General features: G+C 60.7%; 23 protein-coding genes. 6 read left to right on the forward strand and 17 right to left on the reverse strand.

Annotated elements, in window-relative coordinates:
• Positions 1-5 precede the first annotated feature (5 nt).
• The 16 genes from BD293_RS01450 to bchF all read right to left on the reverse strand — a co-directional run bounded on the left by BD293_RS01450 (position 6) and on the right by bchF (position 18,406).
• Positions 6-2,105 (reverse strand): 3-hydroxyacyl-CoA dehydrogenase NAD-binding domain-containing protein, encoded by a 2,100-nt coding sequence (locus BD293_RS01450; protein WP_142079509.1) that lies wholly within the window; start codon positions 2,103-2,105, stop codon positions 6-8.
• A 228-nt stretch (positions 2,106-2,333) separates the two neighbouring features.
• Positions 2,334-2,804 carry a c-type cytochrome gene (locus tag BD293_RS01455; protein WP_142079511.1) on the reverse strand — a complete coding sequence of 157 codons (471 nt, stop codon included), beginning with the start codon at positions 2,802-2,804 and terminating at the stop codon, positions 2,334-2,336.
• Between the two features lie 69 nt (positions 2,805-2,873).
• On the reverse strand, positions 2,874-4,085 hold the full coding sequence (gene hemA, locus BD293_RS01460) for a 5-aminolevulinate synthase (protein WP_142079514.1): 1,212 nt from the start codon (positions 4,083-4,085) through the stop codon (positions 2,874-2,876).
• A 15-nt stretch (positions 4,086-4,100) separates the two neighbouring features.
• Positions 4,101-4,901: a putative photosynthetic complex assembly protein PuhE gene (gene puhE, locus BD293_RS01465; RefSeq protein ID WP_142079516.1), complete on the reverse strand. Its 801-nt coding sequence runs from the start codon at positions 4,899-4,901 to the stop codon at positions 4,101-4,103.
• A gap of 52 nt (positions 4,902-4,953) precedes the next feature.
• Complete coding sequence (gene acsF / locus BD293_RS01470; RefSeq protein WP_170207027.1) at positions 4,954-6,048, reverse strand: magnesium-protoporphyrin IX monomethyl ester (oxidative) cyclase; 1,095 nt, start codon at positions 6,046-6,048, stop codon at positions 4,954-4,956.
• Positions 6,045-6,341: a hypothetical protein gene (locus tag BD293_RS01475; protein ID WP_142079518.1), complete on the reverse strand. Its 297-nt coding sequence runs from the start codon at positions 6,339-6,341 to the stop codon at positions 6,045-6,047. The genes acsF and BD293_RS01475 overlap by 4 nt, the downstream gene beginning before the upstream one ends.
• Before the next feature lie 30 nt (positions 6,342-6,371).
• A complete protein-coding gene (puhC, locus tag BD293_RS01480; protein WP_142079520.1) occupies positions 6,372-6,854 on the reverse strand; it encodes a photosynthetic complex assembly protein PuhC in 483 nt (160 codons plus the stop codon).
• Between the two features lie 8 nt (positions 6,855-6,862).
• A complete protein-coding gene (puhB, locus tag BD293_RS01485) occupies positions 6,863-7,504 on the reverse strand; it encodes a photosynthetic complex putative assembly protein PuhB (protein WP_142079522.1) in 642 nt (213 codons plus the stop codon).
• A gap of 37 nt (positions 7,505-7,541) precedes the next feature.
• Positions 7,542-8,345: a photosynthetic reaction center subunit H gene (gene puhA / locus BD293_RS01490; RefSeq protein WP_142079524.1), complete on the reverse strand. Its 804-nt coding sequence runs from the start codon at positions 8,343-8,345 to the stop codon at positions 7,542-7,544.
• Positions 8,346-8,363: 18 nt separating this feature from the next.
• A complete protein-coding gene (locus BD293_RS01495) occupies positions 8,364-9,800 on the reverse strand; it encodes a PucC family protein (protein ID WP_142079525.1) in 1,437 nt (478 codons plus the stop codon).
• Positions 9,797-10,471, reverse strand: coding sequence for a magnesium protoporphyrin IX methyltransferase (gene bchM, locus BD293_RS01500; RefSeq protein ID WP_142079527.1), 675 nt, complete (start codon positions 10,469-10,471; stop codon positions 9,797-9,799). The genes BD293_RS01495 and bchM overlap by 4 nt, the downstream gene beginning before the upstream one ends.
• Positions 10,471-11,367, reverse strand: coding sequence for a ferredoxin:protochlorophyllide reductase (ATP-dependent) iron-sulfur ATP-binding protein (gene bchL / locus BD293_RS01505; RefSeq protein WP_142079529.1), 897 nt, complete (start codon positions 11,365-11,367; stop codon positions 10,471-10,473). The genes bchM and bchL overlap by 1 nt, the downstream gene beginning before the upstream one ends.
• A 96-nt stretch (positions 11,368-11,463) precedes the next feature.
• Complete coding sequence (locus BD293_RS01510; protein ID WP_142079530.1) at positions 11,464-15,021, reverse strand: magnesium chelatase subunit H; 3,558 nt, start codon at positions 15,019-15,021, stop codon at positions 11,464-11,466.
• On the reverse strand, positions 15,011-16,594 hold the full coding sequence (gene bchB / locus BD293_RS01515; protein ID WP_142079531.1) for a ferredoxin:protochlorophyllide reductase (ATP-dependent) subunit B: 1,584 nt from the start codon (positions 16,592-16,594) through the stop codon (positions 15,011-15,013). Before bchB ends, BD293_RS01510 begins: the two co-directional genes overlap by 11 nt.
• A gap of 49 nt (positions 16,595-16,643) precedes the next feature.
• Positions 16,644-17,924, reverse strand: coding sequence for a ferredoxin:protochlorophyllide reductase (ATP-dependent) subunit N (locus BD293_RS01520; RefSeq protein WP_142079533.1), 1,281 nt, complete (start codon positions 17,922-17,924; stop codon positions 16,644-16,646).
• Positions 17,921-18,406 carry a 2-vinyl bacteriochlorophyllide hydratase gene (gene bchF / locus BD293_RS01525; RefSeq protein WP_142079535.1) on the reverse strand — a complete coding sequence of 162 codons (486 nt, stop codon included), beginning with the start codon at positions 18,404-18,406 and terminating at the stop codon, positions 17,921-17,923. The genes BD293_RS01520 and bchF overlap by 4 nt, the downstream gene beginning before the upstream one ends.
• A gap of 318 nt (positions 18,407-18,724) precedes the next feature.
• Here bchF and BD293_RS01530 point away from each other — a divergent pair, with 318 nt between their 5' ends.
• From BD293_RS01530 to bchJ, 4 genes are all read left to right on the forward strand, one after another.
• A complete protein-coding gene (locus BD293_RS01530) occupies positions 18,725-19,522 on the forward strand; it encodes a cobalamin B12-binding domain-containing protein (RefSeq protein ID WP_170207028.1) in 798 nt (265 codons plus the stop codon).
• A 57-nt stretch (positions 19,523-19,579) separates the two neighbouring features.
• Positions 19,580-21,016: a transcriptional regulator PpsR gene (ppsR, locus tag BD293_RS01535; protein WP_142079538.1), complete on the forward strand. Its 1,437-nt coding sequence runs from the start codon at positions 19,580-19,582 to the stop codon at positions 21,014-21,016.
• Positions 21,017-21,113: 97 nt separating this feature from the next.
• Positions 21,114-22,814, forward strand: a complete 1,701-nt coding sequence (gene bchE, locus BD293_RS01540) for a magnesium-protoporphyrin IX monomethyl ester anaerobic oxidative cyclase (protein ID WP_142079540.1) — start codon at positions 21,114-21,116, stop codon at positions 22,812-22,814.
• 6 nt (positions 22,815-22,820) lie between these two features.
• On the forward strand, positions 22,821-23,411 hold the full coding sequence (gene bchJ, locus BD293_RS01545; protein WP_142079542.1) for a bacteriochlorophyll 4-vinyl reductase: 591 nt from the start codon (positions 22,821-22,823) through the stop codon (positions 23,409-23,411).
• Here bchJ and BD293_RS01550 read toward each other — a convergent pair.
• Entirely contained in the window at positions 23,408-23,659 is a 252-nt protein-coding gene (locus tag BD293_RS01550) for a PepSY domain-containing protein (protein WP_211840973.1), read from the reverse strand. The genes bchJ and BD293_RS01550 overlap by 4 nt on opposite strands.
• Before the next feature lie 154 nt (positions 23,660-23,813).
• On the opposite strand from BD293_RS01550, the gene chlG reads away from it, so the two are divergent.
• Positions 23,814-24,713, forward strand: a complete 900-nt coding sequence (gene chlG, locus BD293_RS01555; RefSeq protein ID WP_142084211.1) for a chlorophyll synthase ChlG — start codon at positions 23,814-23,816, stop codon at positions 24,711-24,713.
• Positions 24,710-25,981, forward strand: coding sequence for a BCD family MFS transporter (locus BD293_RS01560; RefSeq protein WP_142079543.1), 1,272 nt, complete (start codon positions 24,710-24,712; stop codon positions 25,979-25,981). Before chlG ends, BD293_RS01560 begins: the two co-directional genes overlap by 4 nt.
• Positions 25,982-25,984: the final 3 nt, after the last annotated feature.

The raw sequence follows: 25,984 nt of genomic DNA on the forward strand, positions 1-25,984 counted from the left end.
CCTGCTCAGGTATTCAGGTCTGCGAAGCTGCGGTTCTCCTGCGCCAGTTGCCGCAGCAATGGGGCCTCTTGCCAAAAGTAGGGGGCTTCGCCCGCATAGGTTTCGATCTGGGCCAGCAGTTCCCTTAGGCCCTGCGTATCCGCCCAATGCATCGCCCCGCCGCGCCAGCGCGGAAAGCCATAGCCGTGCAGCAAGGTGACATCCACATCCAGCGGCCGCGCGGCGATGCCCTCGCCCACGACACGGGCCGCTTCGTTTACCATCGCTGCCATATAGCGCGCGATGATTTCATCCGCGCTGAAGGCACGCGGTGTGATCCCGTGTTCAAGGCGCTCTGCGGCGATGATCGCTTCGACATCGGCAGCGGGGCGGCCTTTGGGGCTGTCTGTGTCATAGGTGTAATAGCCTTGGCCTGTCTTGCGGCCATGCCAGCCGCGCGCATGCATCACATCGGCCCAACGCGCCACAAACTCGCGCGGGTCGCGGCTGGCGGCTTTGCGCTGGCGGGTCATGAAGCCGATATCCAACCCTGCCAGATCTTGCACTGCATAGGGGCCCATCGGAAAGCCGAATTCCGTGACAGCGCGGTCAACCTCGTAAGGGCTGGCACCGGCCAGAACCATATGATCCGAGGCCGCGCGGTAAACCTGCAAGATGCGGTTGCCGATAAACCCGTCACAGACCCCTGCGCGCACACTGACCTTGCCCAGTTTCTTGCCAAAGGCAAAGCCCGTTGCCACCACGTCAGGGGCGGTCGTCTCGGGCACAACAATTTCCAAAAGCCGCATGATATGGGCGGGCGAGAAGAAATGCAGACCCAGCACATCGGCGGGCCGCGCGGTCATCGCGGCAATCTGTGGGATGTCCAGATAGGAGGTATTCGTTGCCAGTATGGCCCCGGATTTGCAATGACGGTCAAGCTGGGTGAACACGTCGCGCTTGATATCCATGTCTTCAAACACGGCCTCTATGATCAGATCACATGATGCCAGCGCTGAATAGCTTTCAGCGGCACGAAACTGTTGCGCCAGAATATGCGTGCGGGCCTCGTCCGTCAGCTTGCCGCGTTTCACGCTTTCGCCCAGCGTCTGCGCCACATTCTCGCGCGCGAGCATGGCCGATTGCGCATCGCGCTCAATCATCGTGACATCCAGCCCCGCCAGCAAACTTGCAACCGCAATTCCGCTGCCCATGCGCCCGCCGCCAACAACGCCGATCTGCCCGAAGTCGCGCGCCCGAACACCCGCCAGTTCGGGCAGTTGCACCACTTTGCGTTCCGCAAGGAACGCATGAATGAGCGCTGCGCGTTGCGGCGATTGCATCAGCTTGGTGAACAGCGCGCGTTCATGGCGCATGCCGTCATGAAACGGCATGGCCGCCCCTTCGACCGCGGCGTCAATCGCGGTCAGCTGTGCGATCTGGCCCTTATACCGGGCCTGTGTTCTGGCGCGGATATCCGCCAGTTGATCGGCCCCGATCCGGGGGGCAGGCGGGTCACAGACCCTGCGCGGGCCTGCACCGCGATCCAGCAAGGCTTGCGCCATGACCCGCCCGGCTGCGGCGGGATCGGCGCCGACCGGGGCGAGTTCATCAAGAATGCCCAAATCCAGCGCTTCTTGCGCGGGCAGGTGGCGGGCGGATGTGATGATGTCGAGCGCGGCGTCCATCCCAACGAGGCGGGGCAGGCGTTGTGTGCCCCCGGCACCGGGCAGAATGCCAAGGCTGGTTTCCGGCAACCCGACCCGCAACCCCGGCAGGCCAAGCCGGTAATGCGCCCCCAGTGCCAGTTCCAGACCGCCACCAAGTGCCGTGCCATGCATCACGCAGAGGACGGGCTTTTCAAGCGCTTCAATTTTGCCGATCACATCGGGCAGGAACGGGGCGCTGGGTGGTTTTCCAAATTCCTTAATATCTGCCCCGGCGACAAATGTGCGACCCGCGCAATAGATCACAGCGATCCGCGCTGCCGCATCATCGGCGAAACGGTCCAGACAGTCCATCAGCCCTGCACGCACGGCTTGGCCGATGGCATTGACGGGCGGGTTCTCGATACAGATCAGCGCGATGTCTGTGTCGCGGTTGTAGCGGACAGGGGGTTGTGTCATGGCGGTCACTCCGTGCTGTGCAGGCAACACTCAGTGACATTTTGCCCCCGAGAGGGCAAGTATCATAACCGGGCTGTCAGGCTGTGACCGGGCTGGACTGGCGCACAGTGTCAGGGGCCGAAACGTGAAAACGCCCCAACGCGGCAAGGTGCACCGGGATGGGGCGTTCGGATTGGGTGCGTGCAGGGGGGATGTTGCATCGCCCCCTGCAAGTTTAGGTCTTCTCGATCAGCTTTCTTCTTCGGTGGCCTCTTCGTCCTCTTCGACAGCCCCGAATTGCGCCAGAAACGCGATGATGTCGCGCGCGGTGTCTTCGTCACGCACGCGGAATGACATCTGGCTGCGGGCGCGGCGATCATCCAGTGCTTCGCGCAGATAGCTGGTCGGATCGAGCAGATAGGCAACCATCTCCTCTTCGTCCCAGACAACGCCGCTTTCGCCAACTTCAACCAGCGAAGCGCCGTAGCGGAACCCATCCACCGCGCCCGGCTCGCGCCCAATCACCCCGTAGAGGTTCGGGCCAGTGCGGACATTTGGCCGCCCGGCCAGCACATCGCCATCTTCATTGGTGACGTTGTGGCAGTTCTGGCACTGGCTTTGAAACGCGTTTTCGCCTGCGTCAATATCGCCAGCAAATGCCGGTAGCGCGGTGAAGGAAAGTGCAAGCGCGCTGAGTGCGGCGCTGGTTGTGAGTTTCATGTTTTTTGGCCTCCCATTGATGTCCAGAACGGTACATCTGTTGTGATTTTCAATTGTGTCAAGCTGGCATTATGCCACGGCATGCGCAATTGCGCATTGCTTCCAGAGCGAGGTGAGCGCCATCACAAGATGGTCAATATCCGCGTCCGAATGCAGCGGGCCGGGGGTGATGCGCAACCGCTCGGTGCCCTTGGGAACGGTGGGGTAATTGATCGGTTGCACGTAAATTCCCCAGTCATCCATCAGGATGTCTGACAGCATCCGGCACTTGACCGGATCGCCGATCATGACAGGGATGATATGGCTGTCATTGGCGATATGCGGGATACCTTGCGCATCCAGCCGCGCGCGCAGCCGTGCCACGCGTTCGCGTTGCGCAGCCCGCTCGGTCTGCGATGTCTTGAGGTGCTGGATCGAGGCAGTTGCCGCCGCGGCCACGGCCGGAGGCAGCGCAGTTGTGAAGATAAAGCCAGATGCGAAAGAGCGGATGAAATCGCACAGCGCGGTTGATCCGGTAATATAGCCGCCAACAACGCCATAGGCCTTGCCCAATGTGCCCTCGATCAAGGTGATCCGGTCGGCAAGCCCGCGTTCTTCGGAAATGCCGCCGCCGCGTGGGCCATACATGCCCACGGCATGCACTTCGTCCAGATAGGTCATGGCGCCATGCGCCTCGGCCACTTCGACAATCTCGCGCATGGGGGCGATGTCGCCATCCATAGAATATACACTTTCAAAGGCCACGATCTTGGGCCTGTCGCCCACGGCCTTAAGTTTGCGGTCCAGATCGCGCCAGTCGTTGTGTTTCCACAAAACCTTGTCGGCGCGCGAATGGCGGATGCCCTCGATCATGCTGGCATGGTTTTTCTCATCCGACAGGATCACAGCATTGGGGATTTTTGCGCCCAGCGTCGACAAGGCCGCCCAGTTCGAGACATAGCCCGATGTGAACAGCAGTGCCGCGTCCTTGCCATGCAGATCAGCCAGTTCATCTTCCAGCAAACGGTGCAGGTGGTTATTGCCCGAAATGTTGCGCGTGCCGCCCGCGCCCGTCCCGCAAGCCTGAACAGCCTCGACCATGCTGTTGACGACATGGGGGTGATGGCCCATGCCCAGATAATCATTCGAGCACCAGACAGTCACTTCCTGAACATCCTCGCCATTGAAGCGCTTGACCTTGGGGAAACTGCCGCATTGGCGTTCAACTTCGGCAAAAATCCGGTAATTGCCTTCGGTTTTCAGCGCGTCCAGCGCGGCGGTGAAATGGGTGTCAAAATCCATTGGGGGTCCCCTCGGTCATGTTTTTCGTTTGGTGTTTGTGGGGGCTGGGATCATCCAGCGCCAGAGTTTGTCATCACGCACCCGCCAGACCATGAACCAATGTTCCAGCAGCGCCAGCGCCGTCAGCATAGACAGAAGCGTGAAGCCGATGATTGCGCCCTGATCGGCGACGTGATGCGCGCGCCAGAGGCGTTCGAGAAAGCAGCCAACTGCCAAGGCCAGCAGCGTGACCGAAAACGGAAAGAAGCCGCTGACCGGCCCTTGCCGAAAATAGCTGGACAGATGCGCCAGCGGCTTGGGCAGAAAATCAGTGTTGATGCGCGGCACACCCAGAAACAGGTTCAGCTTGGCCGAAATCCGGGCGGCAAACAGCACAAGGAATGTCCACAGCGCAAAGGCATTCTCGGCCCCCCATGCTGACAGGATCAGCAAGATGACAACGCCTGCCAGCACAAATTCATGCCATGCCACCGTGCGGAATGCCGACCAGAAGCGCGCGGCGGGGTCCAGACCGGCAGGGCAGGGTTTGGTATTAGGGCCCGTAATGACACCAGACAGAAACGCAAGTTCAACCCAGCCCCACAATGCCAGCGCCGACAAAAAGGCAAACCAGACCCCTTGCGGGCTGGCATCCATCAGCGTTGCATTCACCCCCAGCGCCCCTGCCACGAACAGTGGCAGCGACAGCAGCACCGACCAGATATGCTGGCCCGGCCCGCCACGGTCTGCCGCATGAACCCGCCACAGCAGAATGCCCGTGGCAAACCACCACAGAAACAGCGCAGCAAGTGCAGCTATCCAGGGGGTTTCAAACATGGCATCTCCGTATGGCTAATGGGTGCCGGACTTTGCCCGACACCGCAGTTACTTAATAGGCCGGTTCCAGCCGCACATTGGCGGGTGGCGTCGATTTCTTGACGGGCATGACATACAGCCGCGCAAAGCCCAGTCCTGCCGAGGTCATCGCCGCCCATTTCGACAGTTTACCCCCAATGCCGCCTTGCTTTTCAGCCACTTCCATCTTGCGGAACGCGCGCTCGATCTTCTTCAGCGTCGGCATCCATGCGGGGTGGTCGATGTCCAGCTCCATCGGGAAAACCTGTTTAGCAATCTCGCCGGTCTTGCGGAACACTTCCTGATCGTACCAGTCGATATCGACCCCCAGCGCCTTGTGAAATTCAGGGCGTGCATGGTCGCGCACATACATCGTGGCAAACACAGCCGTTAGAAAGAACCTGATCCACAGCTTGTTGACAAAGCCATTGGTCAGCTTGGGGTCCGTGCGCATCAACAGTGCGAATGCCTCGCCATGGCTGAACTCGTCATTGCACCATTCCTTGAACCACTTGAAAATGGGGTGGAAGCGCTTCTCCGGGTTCTCCTCCAGATGGCGGTAGATGGTGATGTAGCGCGCATAGCCGATCTTCTCGGACAGATAGGTCGCGTAATAGATGAATTTGGGCCGGAAATAGGTGTATTTCTTGGCCTTGGTCAGAAAGCCCAGATTCACCGCAACACCTGCCTCGCGCAGGGCGTCATTGATGAAACCGGCATGGCGCGCTTCATCGCGGGCCATGTAGTTGAACAGTTCGCAGATGTCAGGATTGTTGCCTCGACGCTTCATTTCCTTATACAGCACGCAGCCCGAGAATTCTGCGGTGCAGCTTGAGACAAGAAAGTCGATCAACTCGCGTTTCAGCTTGGGCTCCATATTGTCCCAATCGACCTTGTCCCAATCGGCGGTTTTCTTGAAATGGCCCTTGTTGGGGTCGGATTTCATCTGGCCGATCAGCTTGTCCCACTCTTCGCGCACAGGCGTCACATCGATGCGGTCCATCTCGTCGAAATCGGTGGTGTAGAAACGCGGGTTCAGCAGGGTGGATTCCTGCGCCATGGCGTCAGTGTCGAAACGGTCGCCCATTTCTGCGGCAAGTTCGTCATGGGTTGTGGCATGAACATTCATACGCTTATCTCCTCTGAGAAAGAGAATTCACAGAGTTCCATGAATTCGAAATCACCTGTCAGCCGTGTCCACATCCGCTCCAGCGCATTGGCGCGGGTGATGGTGGCGATGCGGTCCTCGACAATCAACTCGCCCCATGCGGCCAGCACAGGCGGGCCTTGAACAAGCACCTCGTCGCCGGGATGAATGACAGAGCCGTCGTTGAATTTGACATGTGCATGAAGGGCCTCGAAACGGTGCGAGACTTCGACAGTGCAGGGGACGTGTTCGATCTTTCTTGAGAAGAGTGACATTGGTTTTTCCCTTGGTTTTTTATGGTCGTCTTATTGGATATTCAGCAGCCGTTCGAATGCGGCCTGGTTGTCGCGGCCAAACTGGGTCAGCTCGACGCGGTAGTCAGTCAGCGGGTCAATGGCGGCCAGCCGCCCGTTTTCAAACTGCACAATCTGCAACGGCAGGGCGGGGTCAATCCCGTGGCGGCGGCGCATGGTCATCAAACCATTCTGAATGACTGTGACAAAGCCGCCATGCGCCATATCGGCCAGCATTTCGCCATTGGCATCCAGCACCGTCACGGCCTGCGCATCATTGCCAACCAGACTGATGGTCCATGTTTGCACAACCGGGGCAGGGGCCGGAATTGCCGCCCTCTCGCGGTCGGTGACGCTGGCATAGGCCGCCAGCCCCAGCGAGGCGAGCGCCAGCGCGAACATGCCACGCACCAGCCCGATGGGGATCATGTCATTGGCGTCTTCGCGCTTGAATTTCGGCGTGAAGGGCTTTTGGGGGTTGGGGTCGGTGGTCATGGCTTCCCTCACTCGGCTGCGACCAGATCGCCTGCGGGCGCTGGTGTTTTGCGTTCAAGGACAGGCTGCGCGACGCGGGTTTCCGCCGCTTCGGCAAGCAGCCCGGCAATGTTGGCCGCATCCGGGATGCAGCGCAGCGCAGGCTTTGTGATCCGCACATGGCCGGGGCGGCAATGCGGCCACAGGATGAGATAGGAGAATTTCGTCTCGCCCAGTGTTTCCAGCGCAATCGTGCCTGTGCCCTTCTTGCCAAGCGCCAGTTCCGCATTTGCGATCTGGCGGAAGGGCAGGTTCAGCGTGACATTCAGTGCGGCACCAATGCGCATGGCCACCCGTGCAGTTGTGATGGTGTAGACGGTAGCGCGGGCCTGCGCATAGGCAAGCAACAGGATGACCGCGACCGCAGCCCCCCACAACAGCGCGTAAGGCAGGCCAAAGGCAAACGCCCCCGCAGCGCCCGCTTCCAGCGCACCGACCGAGGCACGCCAGCCGACGATCACCACGAAATACGCGCTGATCCAGTTGATTTTATAGGCTTCGCGCGCCAAGGCCCAAGTATCAGGCCGGCCCTGCCACAGAATATGCTCATGCTCGGGGGGCCGTTCGGGCAACCCGTTTACAGGTTCAAAGGCGAAATCATCATGCGACATGGGCCGGTTCCTTTATCTTTTTTGGGTCGAAAGTCGCTTAGGCAGGTTTGCCAAGCATATCGGACAGAATGCGCAACTTGCTCATCGGAGTGACGCGGTTTTCGCTGCGGTACAGATAGCCGCCTGCATAGAAGCCAGACACTTTGTCTTCTTCCAGCTTGGTGATCTGGCCGTCCGAGGCGATGACCGGCGCATCCACAAATGAGGCCGAGTCAATCGAGTTGACATAGACCATGTTGGATTTGATCCGCACCATGGTCATGGGCACCAGACGCTTGGTGCCATCCTCCAGCGTTGCCTCAAGATAGCGCACCAGTTGCTCGGGCACATCGACCCACATATCGGTGATCTTGCCTGCGGGTTTCTGGTCATTGCCAACAACCGGCAGACCGCGCGGGTCGCGCCCGGCAGCAACCGCGAAATCGCCAACTTTCGCCATAGGCTGCAATTTCGGGTGGGCGTGCCCATCCAGCTCCGGCTCGTCACGGCGCGCGGCCCAGGATGCAGGGCCAACACCGTCTTTCATCGGATCACCTGTTGGCGCGAACGGAAAGCCGCCGCCACCTTCGGTCGGGGCCAGCGCCAGTTCCCGCTTTTCCCGCTCGAAATCAGGGGCTTTGAACTCGCCGCGCCCATGCGGAAGGATGAAGGTCTTTGGCTCTGGCACAGACAGCAACGAATTGGCATGGGTGCCGTCATCGTTTTCCAGCGGGTAACCTTCGCGCATATTCTCGCGCTGGATGTAATAGATCAGCCCTGCGAAGAAGATCCAGAAAAGATAAAGCGAAATCAGGGCAAGATCGAAATTGCCGAAAAATAGCCATCCATAGGGGGTATCCATGTGTAGTCCTCCGTGATGTCAGGTCGGGAAATCGGCAAGGCCGATGCGTTGGTTGCGTGGTTGGGATGTGTCAAGAATACGGGTCCGCACCAATGGGCCCAGAATGATGAGGGTCAGGAACAAAAGCCCGATCTCAAGGTGATAAACGACAGAATAGCCAATATCGGGGGTCATCAGGCCAGCGCCGAGATGCCCGTTATTGGCCAGCGTCTGGACTGTATCGCGGATGCCGCCGCCAAGGGCCACGGCCAGCCCGGCAGCAGTCGCCTGCGCCGCACCCCATGCCCCAAGTGCCAGCCCGCCGCCGACAATTCCGCGCCGGGGCATCTCCATTGCAGCGGTCAGCGTGGCGACGGCAAACAGCCCCAAGCCCAGCCCGATGCCAAATGCGCCTGCGTAAAACAGCGGTGTCGATTGAAGCGGGCCTGCGAAGATGACCGCCGCGAAGGCGAATATGCCAACCAGAATGCCCCGCGCCGCCATGCGGAACTGGTCCATCCCGCCCGCCAGCCAGCGTGCCGCCAGCCAGAACCCCAGCAGCGCGCCGACAGCCCAGACCGCTGTCAGCGTGGTTGTCGCCGCCACGGACAGGCCAAGGATTTCGCCGCCATACGGTTCCAGCAGCACATCTTGCATATTGAAGGCCAGCCCGCCGACAAAGACAACGGCCAGCAACCGCCCGGCCTGCCCGCCCTTGATATAGTCGCGCCACGCATCGCGGAAGGCGGGGCGCGGGGCCTCGCGCTCGGCGCGGGTCATGGGCTTGATTTTTTCCTGCTTCCACAGCGCGATGATATTCAGCACCAATGTGACCACCGCGCAGCCCTGCACCACCTGGATCAGGCGCAGATCACTGAAATCGCGCAACAAATAGCCCACGATCAGCGCGGAAATCGCCATGCCTGCAAGGAAGGTGACATAAAGCAGCGCCACCACACGCGGGCGGGTCGCGTCATCGGCACGGTCCGCAGCCAGCGCAATGCCCGCCGTCTGCGTCATATGCATTCCGAAACCGGTCATCAGAAAGGCAATCGCTGCAATCACCTCGCCTGCGAAGCGTACATCATGGACAACATCACCAGTCAGCACCAGCAGCGCAAACGGCATGATCGCCAGCCCGCCAAATTGCCAGAGCGACCCGAACCACAGATATGGCACCCGCTTCCAGCCAATGGCCGAGCGGTGATTGTCCGATTTGAACCCCAGCAGCGCGCGGAACGGGGCCAGCAGCACCGGCAACGCAATCATAAAGGCCACGATGCTGGCGGCCAGCGACAATTCCACGATCATCACGCGGTTCAATGTGCCCAACAGCAGCACAGTCGCCATGCCGACACTGACCTGAAACAGGCTCAGGCGCAGGATCTGGCGCAGCGGCAACCCTTCCGAGGCCGCGTCCGCGAAAGGCAGCCAGTTGGTGCCGATTTTCTGGAACATGGCTTTTGGAATGATCATCCCGTCACCTTCAGGCATTCAGAAATATAAAAACCCCGCGAGACCCGGCCGACGCGCGACAGCCCCGCCACATTCAGGCGGCGGTAATCATGGGGGATCATGGTGGGCGAACGGTCCGCGCGCGGGAAAACCCGGCCCGCGTGCCACATGCCCATCAGCAGCGCCGTGCGCGGCGCAACCGTAAAGACGATCTGGCCCGCCTGCGCAGCCAGCCCGTCAAGGGCAGCTTCCAGATCGGGTTGCGTGTAATAGATCAGGCTGTCCATCGCGATGACATGGTCAAACCGGCCCAGACCCGGCGCCAGCATGTCGCCTGCGCGAAACTCCACATGTCCTGCCAGCCCTTGCGGCAAGCGCGCGCGCGCAATCTCGACCAGCTTGGGCGAGATGTCGATGGCCACCACATGCGCCCCGCGTGCCGCCAGCTCCACGCTCATGGCCCCTGTCCCGCAGCCCGCATCCAGCACGCGCACCCCGCGCAGATCATGCGGCAACTGCGCCAGCATCAGCGCGCGCATCGTGTCGCGCCCTGCACGCACCGTCTGGCGAATGCGCGAGACAGGCGCATCCGAGGTCAGGCGCTCCCAGACCCGCGTCGCCGTGCCATCGAAATAGCCGGCAACACGGGCGCGGGTGCCCTCATAGCTGGTGGAAGGAGACAGATCGCGCATCAATCAAACCCCAGAAACTCGAATATATCGCGGTCGGGCAGGGATTCTGGGTTCATCGGTTCCAGGTTGCCATGTAGCAATGCTGCCAGTTGCATATAGATTTTGCGGCATTCGAGCACGTCTTCATCGGCATCCATTTCGAACAGCGTCTTTTTTTTCAGGCGCGACCGCCGGATCGCGTCGATATCGGGCATGTGGCCAATACGCTTGAAGCCCACGCGGTCGCAAAAGCGGTCCACCTCATCGGTGTCTTTCGACCGGTTGGCGATGCAACCCGCCAGCCGCACTTTGTAATTGGCGGATTTCGCCTGCACGGCGGCAATAATGCGGTTCATAGCATAGATGCTGTCAAAATCATTTGCCGTCACGATCACGGCCTTGTCGGCATGCTGCAAGGGGGCTGCGAACCCACCGCAGACCACATCGCCCAGCACATCGAAAATCACCACATCCGTGTCATCCAGCATATGATGCTGCTTGAGCAGTTTCACAGTCTGGCCCACGACATAGCCGCCGCAACCCGTGCCCGCAGGTGGGCCGCCCGCCTCCACACATTTCACGCCGCCCCAGCCTTCGGTGACATAATCTTCGGGCCGCAACTCTTCCGCGTGGAAATCAACTTCCTTCAGAATGTCGATCACCGTGGGCTGTAACTGGCCGGTCAGGGTGAATGTGCTGTCATGCTTGGGGTCGCAGCCGATCTGCAACACCCGCTTGCCCATCGCTGCAAAGGCCGCCGACAGGTTAGAGCTGGTGGTCGATTTGCCAATCCCGCCCTTGCCATAGATCGAAAACACCATCGCGCTGTCGATCTTGGTGGCCGGGTCCAGATGCACCTGCACCGATCCTTCGCCATCACGGCCTTTCAGCTCGGGGATATCATCTCTTGGGCTCATCTCTTTATTCCCTTCATTTTCTTGCGAAAAATACTCCGGGGGGTGCGGGGGGCTGGCCCCCGCCGGTCCGAAGCATCATGGTCGCTGCGGGCGTGCTCATTCGGCGGCAATCCCTTCAACACGGTCTTCAATCTCGTCTGCAGCATCCTGCAGGGCGGATAATGTGGCAGCGTCCGGCTGCCAGTAGTTCCGCTCGGACGCCTCGATCAGGCGACCGGCCAGTCTTGCGCTGGCTTGTGGGTTCAATTCGGCCAGACGGCGGCGCATGGCCTCGTCCAGCACGAATGTTTCTGACAGGCGTTGATAGACCCATGGCTCGACCGTGCCGGTTGTTGCCGACCAGCCCATCGTGTTGGTCACATGGGCCTCGATCTGACGCACGCCTTCGCCCTTATGGACCAGAAGTGCTTCGTAGAATTTCGGGTTCAGCGCCCGCGAGCGTGTCTCCAGCGCGATCTGGTCGCGCAGGCTGCGCACCTTGCCGCTGCCGCGTGTCTGATCGCCGATATAGACAGGGGTATCCGCCCCGCCCCGCGCGCGTTTCACCGCCCGCGCAATGCCGCCCAGCGTGTCGAAGTAATGGTCTACAGTGGTCACACCCAACTCGACCGATTCAAGGTTCTGGTACGCCAGATCAACCGTTTTCAGGGTCGCTTTCAGCAAGTCCGGCTGCGCGACGGGCGCGCCATTCACACCATAGGCAAATCCCTTGCGCGCCTGATAGGCATCGGCCAGCTCGTCCTCGTCGCCAAAGGTGGAGCTGTCGACCAACTGGTTCACATTGGACCCATAAGCCCCTTCGGCATTCGAGAAGACGCGCAGGGCGGCAACTTCCAGCGACACACCCAGATCGCGCGCTGCGGCAAGTGCGTGGGCGCGGATGAAATTCTGCGCCTCTGGCTCTTGCGCCAGTGCGGCTTTCAGGGCGGCTTCGGCCAGCAGGCGGGTTTGCAGCGGCAGCAGGTCGCGGAAAATGCCTGACAGCGTCATCACCACATCAATACGCGGGCGGCCCAGTTCGGATAGCGGGATCAGGTCCGCGCCGGACAGACGTCCGTAAGCATCAAACCGGGGCTTTGCGCCCATCAGCGCCAGCGCCTGCGCCATAGGTCCGCCATCGGATTTGATATTGTCCGACCCCCACAGCACCATCGCCACTGTGCGCGGCAGCGTCGGGTGCGCGTCCAGCAGTTTTTGCGCCTGCACCGCGCCTTCGCGCAGCGCAAAGGCTGTGGGCATGCGGAACGGGTCAAAGGCGTGAATATTGCGGCCAGTCGGCACAATCTCGGGCGAACGGATCAGATCGCCGCCCGGAACAGGGGCGATATATTCGGCCCCAAGGGCGCGCAGCAGCCCGCGCATTTCATGGTCGCCCTGAAGATCGCGGTCCATCCGCGCGCGGGTGACATCATCGACATCGACCTGCGCCAGCAGATGCTTGCGGGCTGCCGCATCCATCGGCTTGCCCATGATGTGCAGCCCTTCAGGGATCAGCGCATCTTCCACTTCCAGCAGTTTCAGCCACAGCCCTGCGGGTTCGCCCGACAGATCAAGCGCTGCCGCCTGTTCGGCGATCAGGGCTTCCAGATCCGCCTGATCTTCGGTCGCGGCATCGACCCTGCGCCAGCGTTGCAGGCTGTCTTTTAACTCTTGCAGGCCCCGGTACAGGCCCGCTTGCGCCACAGGCGGGGTTAGGTGTGTGATTGTGACCGCATTGGAGCGGCGCTTGGCCAAGGACGCCTCGGACGGGTTATTCGCGGCATAAAGGTAGATATTCGGCAGATTGCCGATCAGCCTGTCTGGCCAGCAAGTGCGGCTGACGCCCGCCTGCTTGCCCGGCATGAATTCCAGCGCGCCATGCATGCCGAAATGCAGCACAGCATCGGCGGCAAATTCTTCGCGCATCCAGCGGTAGAAGGTGGTGAAGGCATGGGTCGGCGCAAAGCCCTTCTCGAACAATAGACGCATCGGGTCGCCTTCATAGCCGAAAGTGGGCTGAATGCCGACAAAGACATTGCCGAATTCTGCGCCCAGCACGAAAACCCCGCGCCCGTCAGATTGCGCGCGCCCCGGTGCCGGACCCCAGACGTCTTCGATCTCGGACAGCCACGGCGTGCCGGTCACGATCCGGTCGGCGCTGACATGGGCAGCGACATTGGCAGGCATGCCATAGGTGCGGGCATTTCCTTCCAGCACCATCGCGCGCAAGCTGTCCACGCTTTCGGGCGGGGTCAGCGCATAGCCGTCACGGGCCATGGCGTGCAGGGTGTTATACAGGCTTTCAAACACGGACAGATAGGCGGCTGTGCCAACCGCGCCGGCATTGGGCGGAAAGCCATAAAGCACGATGGCGACCTTGCGCTGGGCCACATCGGCGCGGCGCAGGCGCACCATGCGCGCGGATTTGTCGGCCAGCGCCAGAATGCGCTCGGGGCAGGGCGCCATCGCCTTGGCATTGGCATCGTCCATCGGCATACAGCCACCGGGGCAGCCCTGACAGCCATCAACCCCGTGACGGCCCGCAAAGGCTGTCGGGCAGGTGGCGCCGTCAATTTCGGGCAACGCGATCAGCATGGTGGTTTCTACCGGACCAAGCCCGCCGCCTGATTTTGCCCATTGGCCCAAAGTCTGGAATTCAAGTGGATGGGCGACCAGATAAGGCACATTCAGCGCGCTCAGAACTTCGACCGCAGCGGGGCTGTCATTATAGGCGGGCCCGCCCACAAGGCTGAAGCCGGTCAGCGACAGCAATGTGTCGATCTTGCCCGTGTGATAGGCGGAAATTGCAGGGCGACCATCCAAGCCCCCGGCAAAAGCGGGGATCACGGCCAGTCCCTGCGCTTCGAGCGCACGAATGACAGCATCGTAATGCGCCGTGTCAGAGGCCAGAATATAAGACCGCATCAGCAACAGGCCGATTGTGCCCTTGGCATTCGCGGGGCGGGGCAGATCGGCCAGATCGGTTGTGATACGGTCGGCCAGATCGGGGTGGTAGAGGCCGACATCGGGGTAATCAATCGGCGCGGCGGCCTTGATCTCGCGCCATTCGGGGCGCTGGGCGTAGCGCGAGATGAGAAAGCGCATCATCGCTTCGATATTGTCATCCGAGCCGCCAAGCCAGTATTGCATGGACAGAAACCATGCGCGCAGGTCTTGCGCCTTGCCGGGAATGAAACGCAGGATTTTTGGCAGGCGGCGCAGCAGGCTCATCTGCTTTTCACCTGAGGCGGGCTTGGACTTGTCGCCCCCCCCGCGCAGCTTCTTCATGATCTTGGCGATGCCCGTGGCGGGCTTGGACATGTCCAGATCGCCCATTTTTGTCAGCTTCACGATCTGCGGGTCGGCAATCACACCGACAAAGGCATCACAGCGGTCGCTGGCCGCCTGCAACTCTGGCAGGCAGGCGCTGACATGTTCTTCGATGAACAAAAGATTGGCGACAACGATATCGGCAGCGTTGATCGCGGCCTTGGCTTCGGCCAGTGCGGCGGGGTTCTCGGCCCATTCGGCGGCGGCGTGGATCGAAACCTCAAGGCCCGGAAAGTCCTCGCGCAGGCGGGGCAACACGCGCTCTGCCGGTCCGGCGGCATGGGCGTCGAGCGTCACCACCACAAAGCGGTAGGGTTCGGACGGGAGGGCGCGACTATCGAGCATAATGTGCCTTCGCCTCGTATAGAGTGTCGACTGTGATTTCAGAGATGCCCTTCTCAATGGCGAATTTCTCGGTGTTGCGCCGCGCCTTGCCGCGCACGAAGAAGGGGATCTTCTTCAATTCGCGTTCTGCACAGGTCAGCCAGATGATGTTGTCGGGCAGCGCGGGTGCGTCGAGGGGCGAAGGGGGGGTGGATGGCGGGGGCATCGAGCCCCCTTCATCCGCGGCCGCATGCGCGGCGGCTGCACCCGGATCATTGCGGGGCGCATGGCCACCATGATGCGAAGGGCCTGCATCGTCGTGAAATTCAAAGTCGTCGCGGAACATGTGCAAAAGATGCTCTTCCAGCCCCATGACCAGCGGATGCACCCATGTGTCGAACAGGACATTCGCACCCTCGAACCCCATCTGGGGGGAATAGCGCGCGGGGAAGTCCTGCACATGGACGGGGGCGGATATGACGGCGCAGGGAATACCAAGGCGTTTGCCGATATGGCGTTCCATCTGGGTGCCAAGGATCATTTCGGGCGCGGCCTCTTCGATGGCGGCCTCAACCTCGAGGTAGTCGTCAGTGATCAACGCCTCTAGCCCGAATTCCTTTGCCAATGCGCGCAAGGGGCGGGCCTGTTCGCGGTTGTAGCACCCCATGCCGCAGACCTCGAAGCCCATCTCGTCGCGGGCCACGCGGGCGGCGGCCATGACATGCGTGCCATCGCCGAACAGGAACACGCGCTTGCCGGTCAGATAGGTGCTGTCGACGGATGCCGCCCACCAGGGCTGGCGCATGCGGGTCTCGTCGACAGGGATTGTGCTGCCGGACAGGGCGCGCACTTCCGCGATAAAGGCGCGGGTGGCATTGGCGCCGATGGGAATGGTTTTTGTAAAGGGCTGGCCGAGTTCCTTCTCGCACCAGCGTGCAGCGGATTCGGCAGTTTCAGGATAGAGCAGCACATTGAAATGCGCGGCCCCCATGCGGGTGATATCTGCCGGTGACGCGCCCATTGGGGCCGCGACATTCACCTCGATCCCCATTTCGGACAAAAGGGCGGTGATCTCGGCCAGATCATCGCGGTGGCGAAAGCCAAGGGCGGTGGGGCCGATAATATTGCAGGTCACGCGCTCTGTGCGGGCCATGGGTTTGGCCAATGTGCGGCACAGTTGCAAGAACGCCTCGTCACAGCCGAAATTTTCCTTGCGCTGATAGCTGGGCAGTTCCAGCGCGATGACCGGCACAGACAGGCCCATTGTTTCGGCCAGACCACCGGGATCGTCCTGAATGAGCTCTGCTGTGCACGATGCCGCGACCATCAGCGCTTGCGGCTGAAAGCGGTTAAAGGCGTCGTGACAGGCCGATGTGAACAGACCGGATGTATCAGCACCCAGATCGCGGGCCTGAAACGTGGTGTAGCTGACAGGGGGGCGATGATTGCGCCGCTCGATCATGGTGAAGAGAAGATCGGCATAGGTGTCGCCCTGCGGCGCATGCAGCACCATGTGCAGCCCGTTCATGGCCGTCGCAACACGCATGGCACCAACATGGGGCGGGCCTTCATATGTCCAGACAGCGAGTTTCATACATGCACCGTTGCGAGTTGAGTATTTTTGGCAAGAAAATGGGCTTGGGTCATTCCGCTGCCTCCAGCCGGTTCGGGTGCTGCCGTTTCAGGGCTGCATGGCGGCGCAGAGGCCGTGCAAAGAGCGCGGCCAGATCGCCCGCTTGTTCGTAAAAATGCACAGGCGTGAAGACCAACTCGATGGCCCATTTCGTCGCCAGACCTTCGGCTTCCAGCGGGTTGGCAAGGCCGAGGCCGCAAACGGTCAGGTCAGGGCGGGCCGCGCGGACGCGGTCGAGTTGCAGATCGACATCCTGGCCTTCGGAGATGACAGGGCCGGAAGCGATCAGGTCCAATTCGGGGCCGTGCAGGTCGGTATGCAGGTATGGGGTGCCGATCTCGACGGCTTGCATGCCGCATTCGCGGGTCAGGAAGCGTGCGAGCGGAATTTCCAATTGGCTGTCGGGCATGAAGAAGATGCGCTTGCCGCGCAGGGAGGTGGCGGCAGCAGCGATGGCCTTTTCGGCGCGGGCGCGCGGTGCCGCGACAACCTGATCGACCTTTTCGGGCGAGATGCCGAATTCGGCGGCAACCGACTTGAGCCAGAGGGTGGTGCCTTCGGCCCCGAAGGGAAAGGGTGCTGCAATATGGCGCGCGCCGCGCCGGGTCAGGGCGGCATGTGTATCGCCAAGGAAGGGCTGTGTCAGGGCAAAGACCGTGTTGGGGCCAATGACTGGCGTGTCTTGTACGCGCCGCGAGGGCAGGCAGCGCACAGGTGTGACGCCGATTTGTGCCAGCAGATCAAGCGCCTGATCCTCGACCACATCGGGCAGGGCACCGACAAGCAACAGCTCTTTGGCCGGAGTTTCCGCGAGTGCGGGCACCATGGACGCGAGGCAGGCATCTTCGCCTTGGGTAAAGGTCGTCTCGATGCCCGAGCCGGAAAAATTCAGCACGCGCACATTGGGGCCATGGGCCACACTCAGGCGTTCTGCGGCGCGCGTAAGGTCCAGCTTGATGACTTCGGACGGGCAGGAGCCGACAAGGAACAACTGCCGGATATCGGGGCGGCGCGCCAGCAGGCGGGCCACTTCGCGGTCCAGTTCCTCATTGGCGTCGGCCATACCGGCGAGGTCTTTTTCTTCCAGAATGGCGGTGCCGAAGCGGGGTTCGGCGAAAATCATGACGCCCGCCGCCGATTGCAGCAAATGCGCGCAGGTGCGCGAGCCGACAACAAGGAAAAAGGCGTCCTGCATCTTGCGGTGCAGCCAGATGATGCCGGTCAGGCCGCAAAAGACTTCGCGCTGGCCGCGCTGTTTCAGGACGGGGGTGTCACGGCAACCGGTTGTCATGCGGACACCTCCTGCTGTGGGGCGGCTGACAATCTGGCCATCCGCAGTTTCCAGATGAATTGCGCGGCATTCACGAAATAGGCCGCATAGGCGACCAGCGCGAGGATCATCAACTGATCCGGCGTCATGAAGCCCATGAACAGCGCGACCAGATACAGCGTATGCAGCGCAATCACGCCAAAGCTGACGACATCTTCCCAGAAAAAGGCCGGGGCCAGCAGATATTGGCCAAACACCTCTTTTTCCCAGATCGCGCCGGTCACCATGATCGCATACAGCGCCAGCGTCTTTATCAGGACCGAGATGGTCGCGGCCATATAGCCGTCGCCTGTCATCAGGAAGCGTAGAACAAGGGCCGCCGAGACGATGCAGATGACAAATTGCACTGGCGCCAGAATGCCTTGCACCAGCGTCCAGCGCGAGGCGTCGCGCTTTTTGCGCTGCTCTGGCGTGTAGAGCGCTGTCTGCAAATTCTGCGCCATAAGGCCCCCCAATCGCGATTCCTAAGAGGAGCTTAGCCTTTGACCGTCATAAGTGTCAACTAAAACTTACATGTTGAAATTGACAGATACGGTCTATGCGATCTGTATGAGGGTGCAGGGTATAGTGAGGCATTATTCATATAAAACATAAGCATAGGTTCAAATTTCAGGATCAACTGCGCTTTCCCCCCGCAGGAGTGTAAGTTTTGTTTGACAATGTTCTGGGTTCCTGAGACGCTACTAGGTGACGACGCGCCGTCGTCAAGGCCCTTTGCATTAAATGGCCGTAGCTGCCGCGCATTTGAGAGGGCGGGTGACATGAATGGTCTGGTACAGCCTGTAACATGTGCGAAGCGGGCGGATGATATGCCGCTGCGCAGGTTTGCTATGCGCGTTGTCGCGGAGTTGACGCGCGCGTCTGATGGCGGGCGCAATACCGCGAGCGCGTTTGTCGCCAAACTGGTGACAGATTTTGCGCGCAGTGGGGACAAACAGGCCCTGAGCGCCTTGCTTGCTGAAATGCGCCAAAGGCGCGTCTCGGCAGAAGATGTCATGGATGCCTATCTGCCCGATGCTTTGGGCGCGATCGGGCAGGAATGGCATGACGAGGAAATAGATATCCTGCACGCTTCGCTGGCTTGTGCGCGGCTGCAAGGGCTGTTGCGCGAATTGGGCCGGGCTTGGGCGTCAAGCCGGTGCGGGCTTGTTGGCGATGGCCGGATCTTGCTGACCTTGCCCGCAGGAGAGCAGCACACGCTTGGCGCAATGCTGGCGGCGAACCAGCTTCGGCGGATCGGCGTTTCGGTCAAGGTCATGCTGTTGCCGCGCGCGACCGAATTGCGCGATATCCTGACGCATAACCAGTTTCATGCCGTATTCATCTCGGTGTCGAACGAAACGTCGCTTCTGCCTTGCGCCACTATGGTGCAGGAGTTACGGACATGGTCACAAGGCCACACTCCGATCGTGATCGGAGGGGGCTTGGTTTCAAGCGCGCAAAGCGATACTAAACACCGCCGAATCGCAGAAGTTTCTGGTGCTGATCTTGTTACAAGTGACATAGTCTGCGCCCTGCAATCTTGCGGCATACAGCAGATCAGTGCGGCCGCTGAATAAGGCGTCGTTGCTGAAGACCACAAGTTGGCTGCCAATGCGGCAGCAGGAGGGAAGCGCGTGACCTTGCCAGATCACAGTGGGCTGTCTGGGCCAGAAGATATAGCAAGGTTCATTGATGATCCCTTGACGTCGAACGTGCTGACAAGCATGGCTGATATCTGCATGATACTGTCGCCCGAAGGTCGCATCAAGGCCGTGACCGCGCGGCCCGGTTCAACCTTGGCGGGCGCTTTGTCCGGGTGGAAAGACAAGGCGCTGTCCGATCTGGTTGATGATATGTCGACTGAAAAGCTGCGCAAGCGGATCACTCAGATCAGCAAGGGCGACGGGGCAGGGCCATCAAGCCCGCCACGTTGGGTCGAGTTGCAGCATGTTCTGGGGCATGGCGACACGTTGCCGGTGCGCTATGCATTGCACCTGATGCATGACAAGCGGCATGTCCTGATGCTGGGGCAGGATCAGCGGCCGACGATTGAAATGCAGCAAATGTTGCTGAATGCCCAGATCGCGCTGGAACGTGACCACGAGGCGCAGCGCGAGATTGACACCCGCTATCGGCTGCTGATGGATTTCACCAATGACTCCATCGCGCTGATTTCGGTCGGTTCGGGGTTGATTGTGGATATTAACCAAAGTGCGGCGCTGGTTCTGGGGCGCGCGCGCAGTGATTTGCTGGGCAAGTCGCTGGCGGATTTCTTTGTCGGCCACAGCCGCGACAGCCTTGTTTCTGCGCTGGAAAAGCCACAGCAAGCCGGAGCGCCTGCGAATTTCGAGGTTGAGGTCAAGGCATCGCAGCGCAAATTGCAACTGGCGGGCAAAATGTTCCGTGCCTCAGGTGAGCAATTGGCGATTATCCGTCTGGCTGAACCCGGTGCCGGGGTTGTCGCAGATGAGCGGCTGTCATCCAATTTGCGGCAATTGTTCAACCACGGGTCCGATGCGATTGTCTTTGCGGATCGTGAGGGCAGTATTCTGGCCGCAAGCGAGACATTTTTGAACCTGACCGATGTGTCATCCGCCGCCGCTGTGCGCGGGCGCTCGCTGGCAGAGTTTCTGGCGCGCGGTGCGGTCGATTTGCGCGTGCTTCTGGAGAATGCGCGCCGCGCCGGGCAGTTGCGCATGTATGCCACCAAACTCAACACGGATTACGGGGCGCAAGTGGGCGTCGAAATTTCGGCGACATGGCTGGATGACCAGTTCGATCCTGTGATCGCGCTTGTGGTGCGCAATTCGTCCAGTTCCGGCGCCGTGCGCCCCGATGCTGCGGGTGGCCAAGATCAGAACATGCAGGGTGTGATCGAGCTGGTCGGGTCGTCCACGCTGAAGGATATCGTGTCCGAGACGACAGATGTGATCGAGCGGATTTGCATTGAGACAGCGTTGGAGTTGACGCGCAACAACCGTGTTGCGGCTGCGGAAATGCTGGGGCTGTCGCGCCAGTCGCTCTATGTCAAGCTTCGGAAGTATGATCTGGTCAGCAAGGACGAAGGGTGATCCGGCTTTTCAGTCGGGCACCTGCACGAACTTGATCTGTGTCAATTAAAGTTTCCACTTTGTGTGTCAACCTCTGTTTACACAGTGGAGGGAACCCATGCGAATCGTCTTTGTTCACCCGAATTATCATTCTGGCGGCGCCGAGATTGCCGGTAGCTGGCCGCCCGCATGGGTCGCCTATCTGACCGGGTCACTCAAGGCTGCTGGCTTCGACGACATCCATTTCATTGATGCGATGACCAATCACGTTGACGACGACGCCCTGCGCGCGCGACTGGCAGAGTTGCAGCCCGATGTCGTCGGCACAACCGCCATCACCCCGTCAATCTATGTCGCCGAAGAAGTGCTGCGCATCGCCAAGGATGTCGCGCCCGATGCTGTGACCGTATTGGGCGGCATTCACGGCACGTTCATGTTCCGTCAGGTGTTGAGTGAAGCGCCGTGGATTGATGTGATCGTACGTGGCGAAGGGGAAGAAATTGTCGTCAAGCTGATGCAGGCCATTGCCGAGGGGCGCTGGCCCACGGACAGGCGCAAAATCCAAGGGCTGGCATTCACCGAAGAGGGTGAAATCGTCGCCACGCAGGCCGCCGCAACAGTCAAGAACCTTGACGGGATCAAGCCGGACTGGTCGATCCTCGAATGGGACAAATACATCTATGTGCCGCTGAACCGACGTGTGGCGATTCCCAATATGGCGCGCGGCTGTCCCTTCACCTGTTCGTTTTGTTCGCAGTGGAAATTCTGGCGCGATTACCGCGTGCGTGACCCCAAGAAAGTGGTCGATGAAATCGAAGATCTAGTCGAGAACCACGGCGTCGGCTTCTTTATCCTCGCCGATGAAGAACCCACCATCAACCGCAAGAAATTCATCGAGTTTTGCGAAGAACTGATCGCCCGCGACCTGCCGCGCCGGATACAATGGGGCATCAATACCCGCGTGACCGATATTATGCGCGACAAGGATTTGCTGCCCTTCTACCGCAAGGCAGGGCTGGTGCATGTGTCACTTGGCACCGAGGCGGCGGCGCAGTTGAAACTCGACCAGTTCAACAAGGAAACCACGGTCGAGCAGAACAAGGAAGCCATCCGCCTGCTGCGCGAGGCTGACATCTTCACCGAGGCGCAGTTTATCGTTGGCCTCGACAATGAAACCGCCGAAACGTTGGAAGAAACCTTTCAAATGGCATGGGACTGGCAGCCCGATCTGGCCAATTGGGCGATGTATACGCCTTGGCCCTTCACGCCGCTGTTTCAGGAATTGCGCGATCAGGTCGAGGTGTTCGACTATTCCAAATACAATTTCGTCACCCCGATCATGAAGCCCAAGGAAATGACGCGGGGCGGGTTGCTGGAAGGGGTGCTGAAGAATTATCGCCGCTTTTACATGCGCAAGGCGCTGTTCCATTACCCGTGGCGCGGGACAGGGTATCGGCGGAAATACCTGCTGGGCTGCCTGAAGGCGTTTCTCAAGGCGGGTGTGCAGCGCCAGTTTTATGATCTTGGCAAAAACGGCTATTTCACGCTCGAGTCGCGCGACAAGATGGATTTCGGCTTCGACATGACCCGCACCATTGCAGATGCGCAAATGGCCGATTGGGAAGATCACGCCGATATCAAACGCAAGGCGGCAGAGCGGCGCGAGGCGCTGCGCGCCCAAGGCAAGGCGCGCGCCGAGCAACGCAACGCGATCAAGGCCTGTGGCGGTGGCGGGCAAATGGATGAGGGTGTCGCACCCCCCCGCGTCTTTCGCATGCCAAACGGGGCAACCCCCGCAATCCGCGAACCGGCGGAGTAGCGTCACATGATAGCGCAGGCGCGGATCGGGCCGAACGCGGTTTTGCAACATCTGCCGGTGCTGGATGCCGAGATAGGTTCGGCATTACGCGCGGCGCTGCTCTATCGTGCGGATATCATTGAGCCTGCGCCAGATGCGGGCATGCTTCCCGAAGAGGACGTGGTGCGCCTGCATGATGCGGTGCGGCTGTTCCTGCCAGACCGCGCCGCGCGCATTCAGCGTGCCGCCGGGCTGGCGACAGGGGATTACATTCTTGCCAATCGCATTCCGCGCGTGGCGCAGCGCCTGATCCGCGCGCTTCCTGCCCCGCTGGGCGCACGTCTTTTGTCGATGGCGATCGCAAAACACTCCTGGACCTTCGCGGGCTCTGGCAAGTTTCGTGTGGTCAGCCATGCACCCCTGATATTTGAGATAAAGCGCAACCCGCTGGCGCAAACGCGCGCGGATGGTCCCGTCTGCCACTGGCACTCAGCCGTGTTCGAGCGGTTGTTTGCTGCACTGGTCTGGCCGGACGTACAGGTCACAGAGGTCAGTTGCGCTGCCACCGGCGCGCCTGCGTGCCGCTTTCAGATTGGTCCTGCGCAACTCCGCGCCTAGCCATGCGGCTTGCCCGTTACGGGGTCGATTTTCAAATCCACCTTGGCCCCGTCGCGGGTGAAGAACTCGACATCCCAATACCCGTTATCATCCCAATCAATATCGTCGATGAAGTGAATATCATACTGGCTTTCGAGGGCAGCTACGATTTCAGAAAGCGCCAACGCTTTCGCAGGTGGAGTGCGGTCGGCCAAGGCGGGGCCGGCGCTGAGGGCAAGGGCCATCGGGAAAATATACCGCAATTTCATGTCGTCTCCGGTTCTGGCTTGACCAGACACATAAGGATATCGCGCAGCCCTGCAATGTGCCTGCTTCGGGCTGCGCGGAAATGCGCGCAGTGTCAGCATAAATTAACACTTGATGGAACCAAAAATGTAAGGCAAAGTTTACAGCATGAGCGATATGAGTCTTGAAACCCGCCCGAACCCCTCTCGTGTGCCGCAACCCCGCGCCATGCTGGAGCTGATAAAGCCGATCACATGGTTTCCACCAATGTGGGCCTATTTATGCGGCATCATCTCGGTCGGTGTCTGGCCGGACTCATGGGCGCTGGTGGTGCTTGGTGTGCTTCTGGCAGGGCCGATTGTCTGCGGCATGTCACAAGCGGCGAATGACTGGTGCGACCGGCACGTGGACGCGATCAACGAACCGAACCGCCCCATCCCTTCGGGGCGCATTCCGGGCCGTTGGGGGCTGTATATTGCGCTGATGATGACCGTGCTGGCATTGGCCGTGGGCTGGCAGCTTGGCCCTTGGGGGTTTGGCGCAACAATCATAGGCGTGCTGGCCGCTTGGGCCTATTCCGCCGAGCCTGTGCGCGCCAAGCGGTCCGGCTGGTGGGGGCCGGGGCTGGTGGGGCTGAGCTATGAGGCGCTGCCGTGGTTCACGGGTGCGGCCGTTATCGCCGCAGGTGCGCCGCGATTCGAGATTGTGGCGATTGCCGTGCTCTATGGCTTGGGCGCGCATGGCATCATGACAATCAATGATTTCAAGGCGATTGAGGGCGACCGCCAGATGGGCCTGAAATCACTGCCCGTCACACTTGGCCCTGTCGATGCGGCAACCGTTGCGGGCACGGTCATGGTAATGGCGCAACTGGTCGTCGTCATCCTGCTGCTGATCTGGGGCGCACCCATTCACGCAGGCATTATCGCGCTTGGCATTGGCGTGCAGATATGGGCGCTGGGGCGCTGGCGCAAAGACCCTGCGAAACTGGCCCCGTGGTTCAATGGCACAGGGGTTGGCCCCTACGTTCTGGGCATGATGGTCGCGGCCTTCGCGCTCAGGGGGATTGGCGCATGACGCTGAGTTGGGTGCAGATTTTCCGCCTTGGGCTGGTGCAAGCCTGCCTTGGTGCGATTGTGGTGCTGATGACCTCGACCCTGAACCGGCTGATGGTGGTGGAATTGTCGCTGCCTGTGGTGCTGCCGGGGCTGTTGGTGGCGCTGCATTACGGCGTGCAGATCACGCGGCCCAACTGGGGCCATTTGGCCGATCAGGGCGGCAACCGCACACGCTGGATCATTGCGGGCATGGGCCTGCTGGCCCTTGGGGGGCTTGGCGCGGCGCTGGCCATTCCGCTGCTGGAAACCCATTTCGGCGCGGGCCTTGCGCTGTCGGTCATCGCCTATGCGGTCATCGGTCTGGGCGTGGGGGCGTCGGGCACATCGCTTCTGGCACTTCTGGCCACGGCCACAGCAGAACACCGCCGCCCCGCAGCAGCCACAATCACATGGCTGATGATGATCGCCGGCATTGCGCTGACCGCCATCACCGCAGGCAAATTCCTTGACCCTTACAGCCATGCACGGCTGCTGACGGTTGTGGCGATTATCTGTGCGGGGGCTGTGGCGCTGACCACAATCGCGGTCTGGGGGATAGAGCGGCGCGTGATCGCGCGCCCCGCACCCGCGCCGCAACGCTTTCGGGACGGCATCGCCGAGATATGGGCCGACAGCCGTGCGCGGAATTTTACCTTTTTCGTATTCCTGTCGATGACCGCCTATTTCATGCAGGAACTGATCCTTGAACCCTATGCCGGGCTGGTCTTTGGCTACACGCCGGGGCAATCCACGCAAATGTCGGGCGCGCAAAATGGCGGCGTGTTCCTTGGCATGGTGCTGGTCGGTGTTGCCGCCACGGGTTTGCGCATCGGCAGTCTGCGGGCTTGGGTTGTTGCGGGCTGTATGGGGTCGGCGCTGACGCTGGTGGCGATTGCGGGCGCAACCTTCTGGATGCTGCCCTTGGTGCTGCTGGTGGTCGCTTTGGGGTTCTTCAACGGCATGTTCGCGGTCGCGGCTATTGGGTCGATGATGCAGCTTGCAGGCGAGGGGCGTGACAAGCGCGAAGGCACGCGTGTCGGGCTTTGGGGCGCATCGCAGGCGATTGCAGCAGGCTTTGGCGGGCTGACGGGCGCGGCATTGGTGGATATCGCGCGCAGTCTGTTGCCGGTGGCTGATGCGTTTGGTGCTGTCTTTCTGTTTCAGGCGATAATTTTCATTGCGTCAGCGGCTTTGGCCGCGCGCATCATGTCACCGCGCCCAAGGGTGCTGATGGTTCCGGGGGAATAAGCG

The sequence above is a fragment of the Roseinatronobacter monicus genome, from assembly GCF_006716865.1.
Taxonomy (GTDB): Bacteria; Pseudomonadota; Alphaproteobacteria; order Rhodobacterales; family Rhodobacteraceae; genus Roseinatronobacter; species Roseinatronobacter monicus.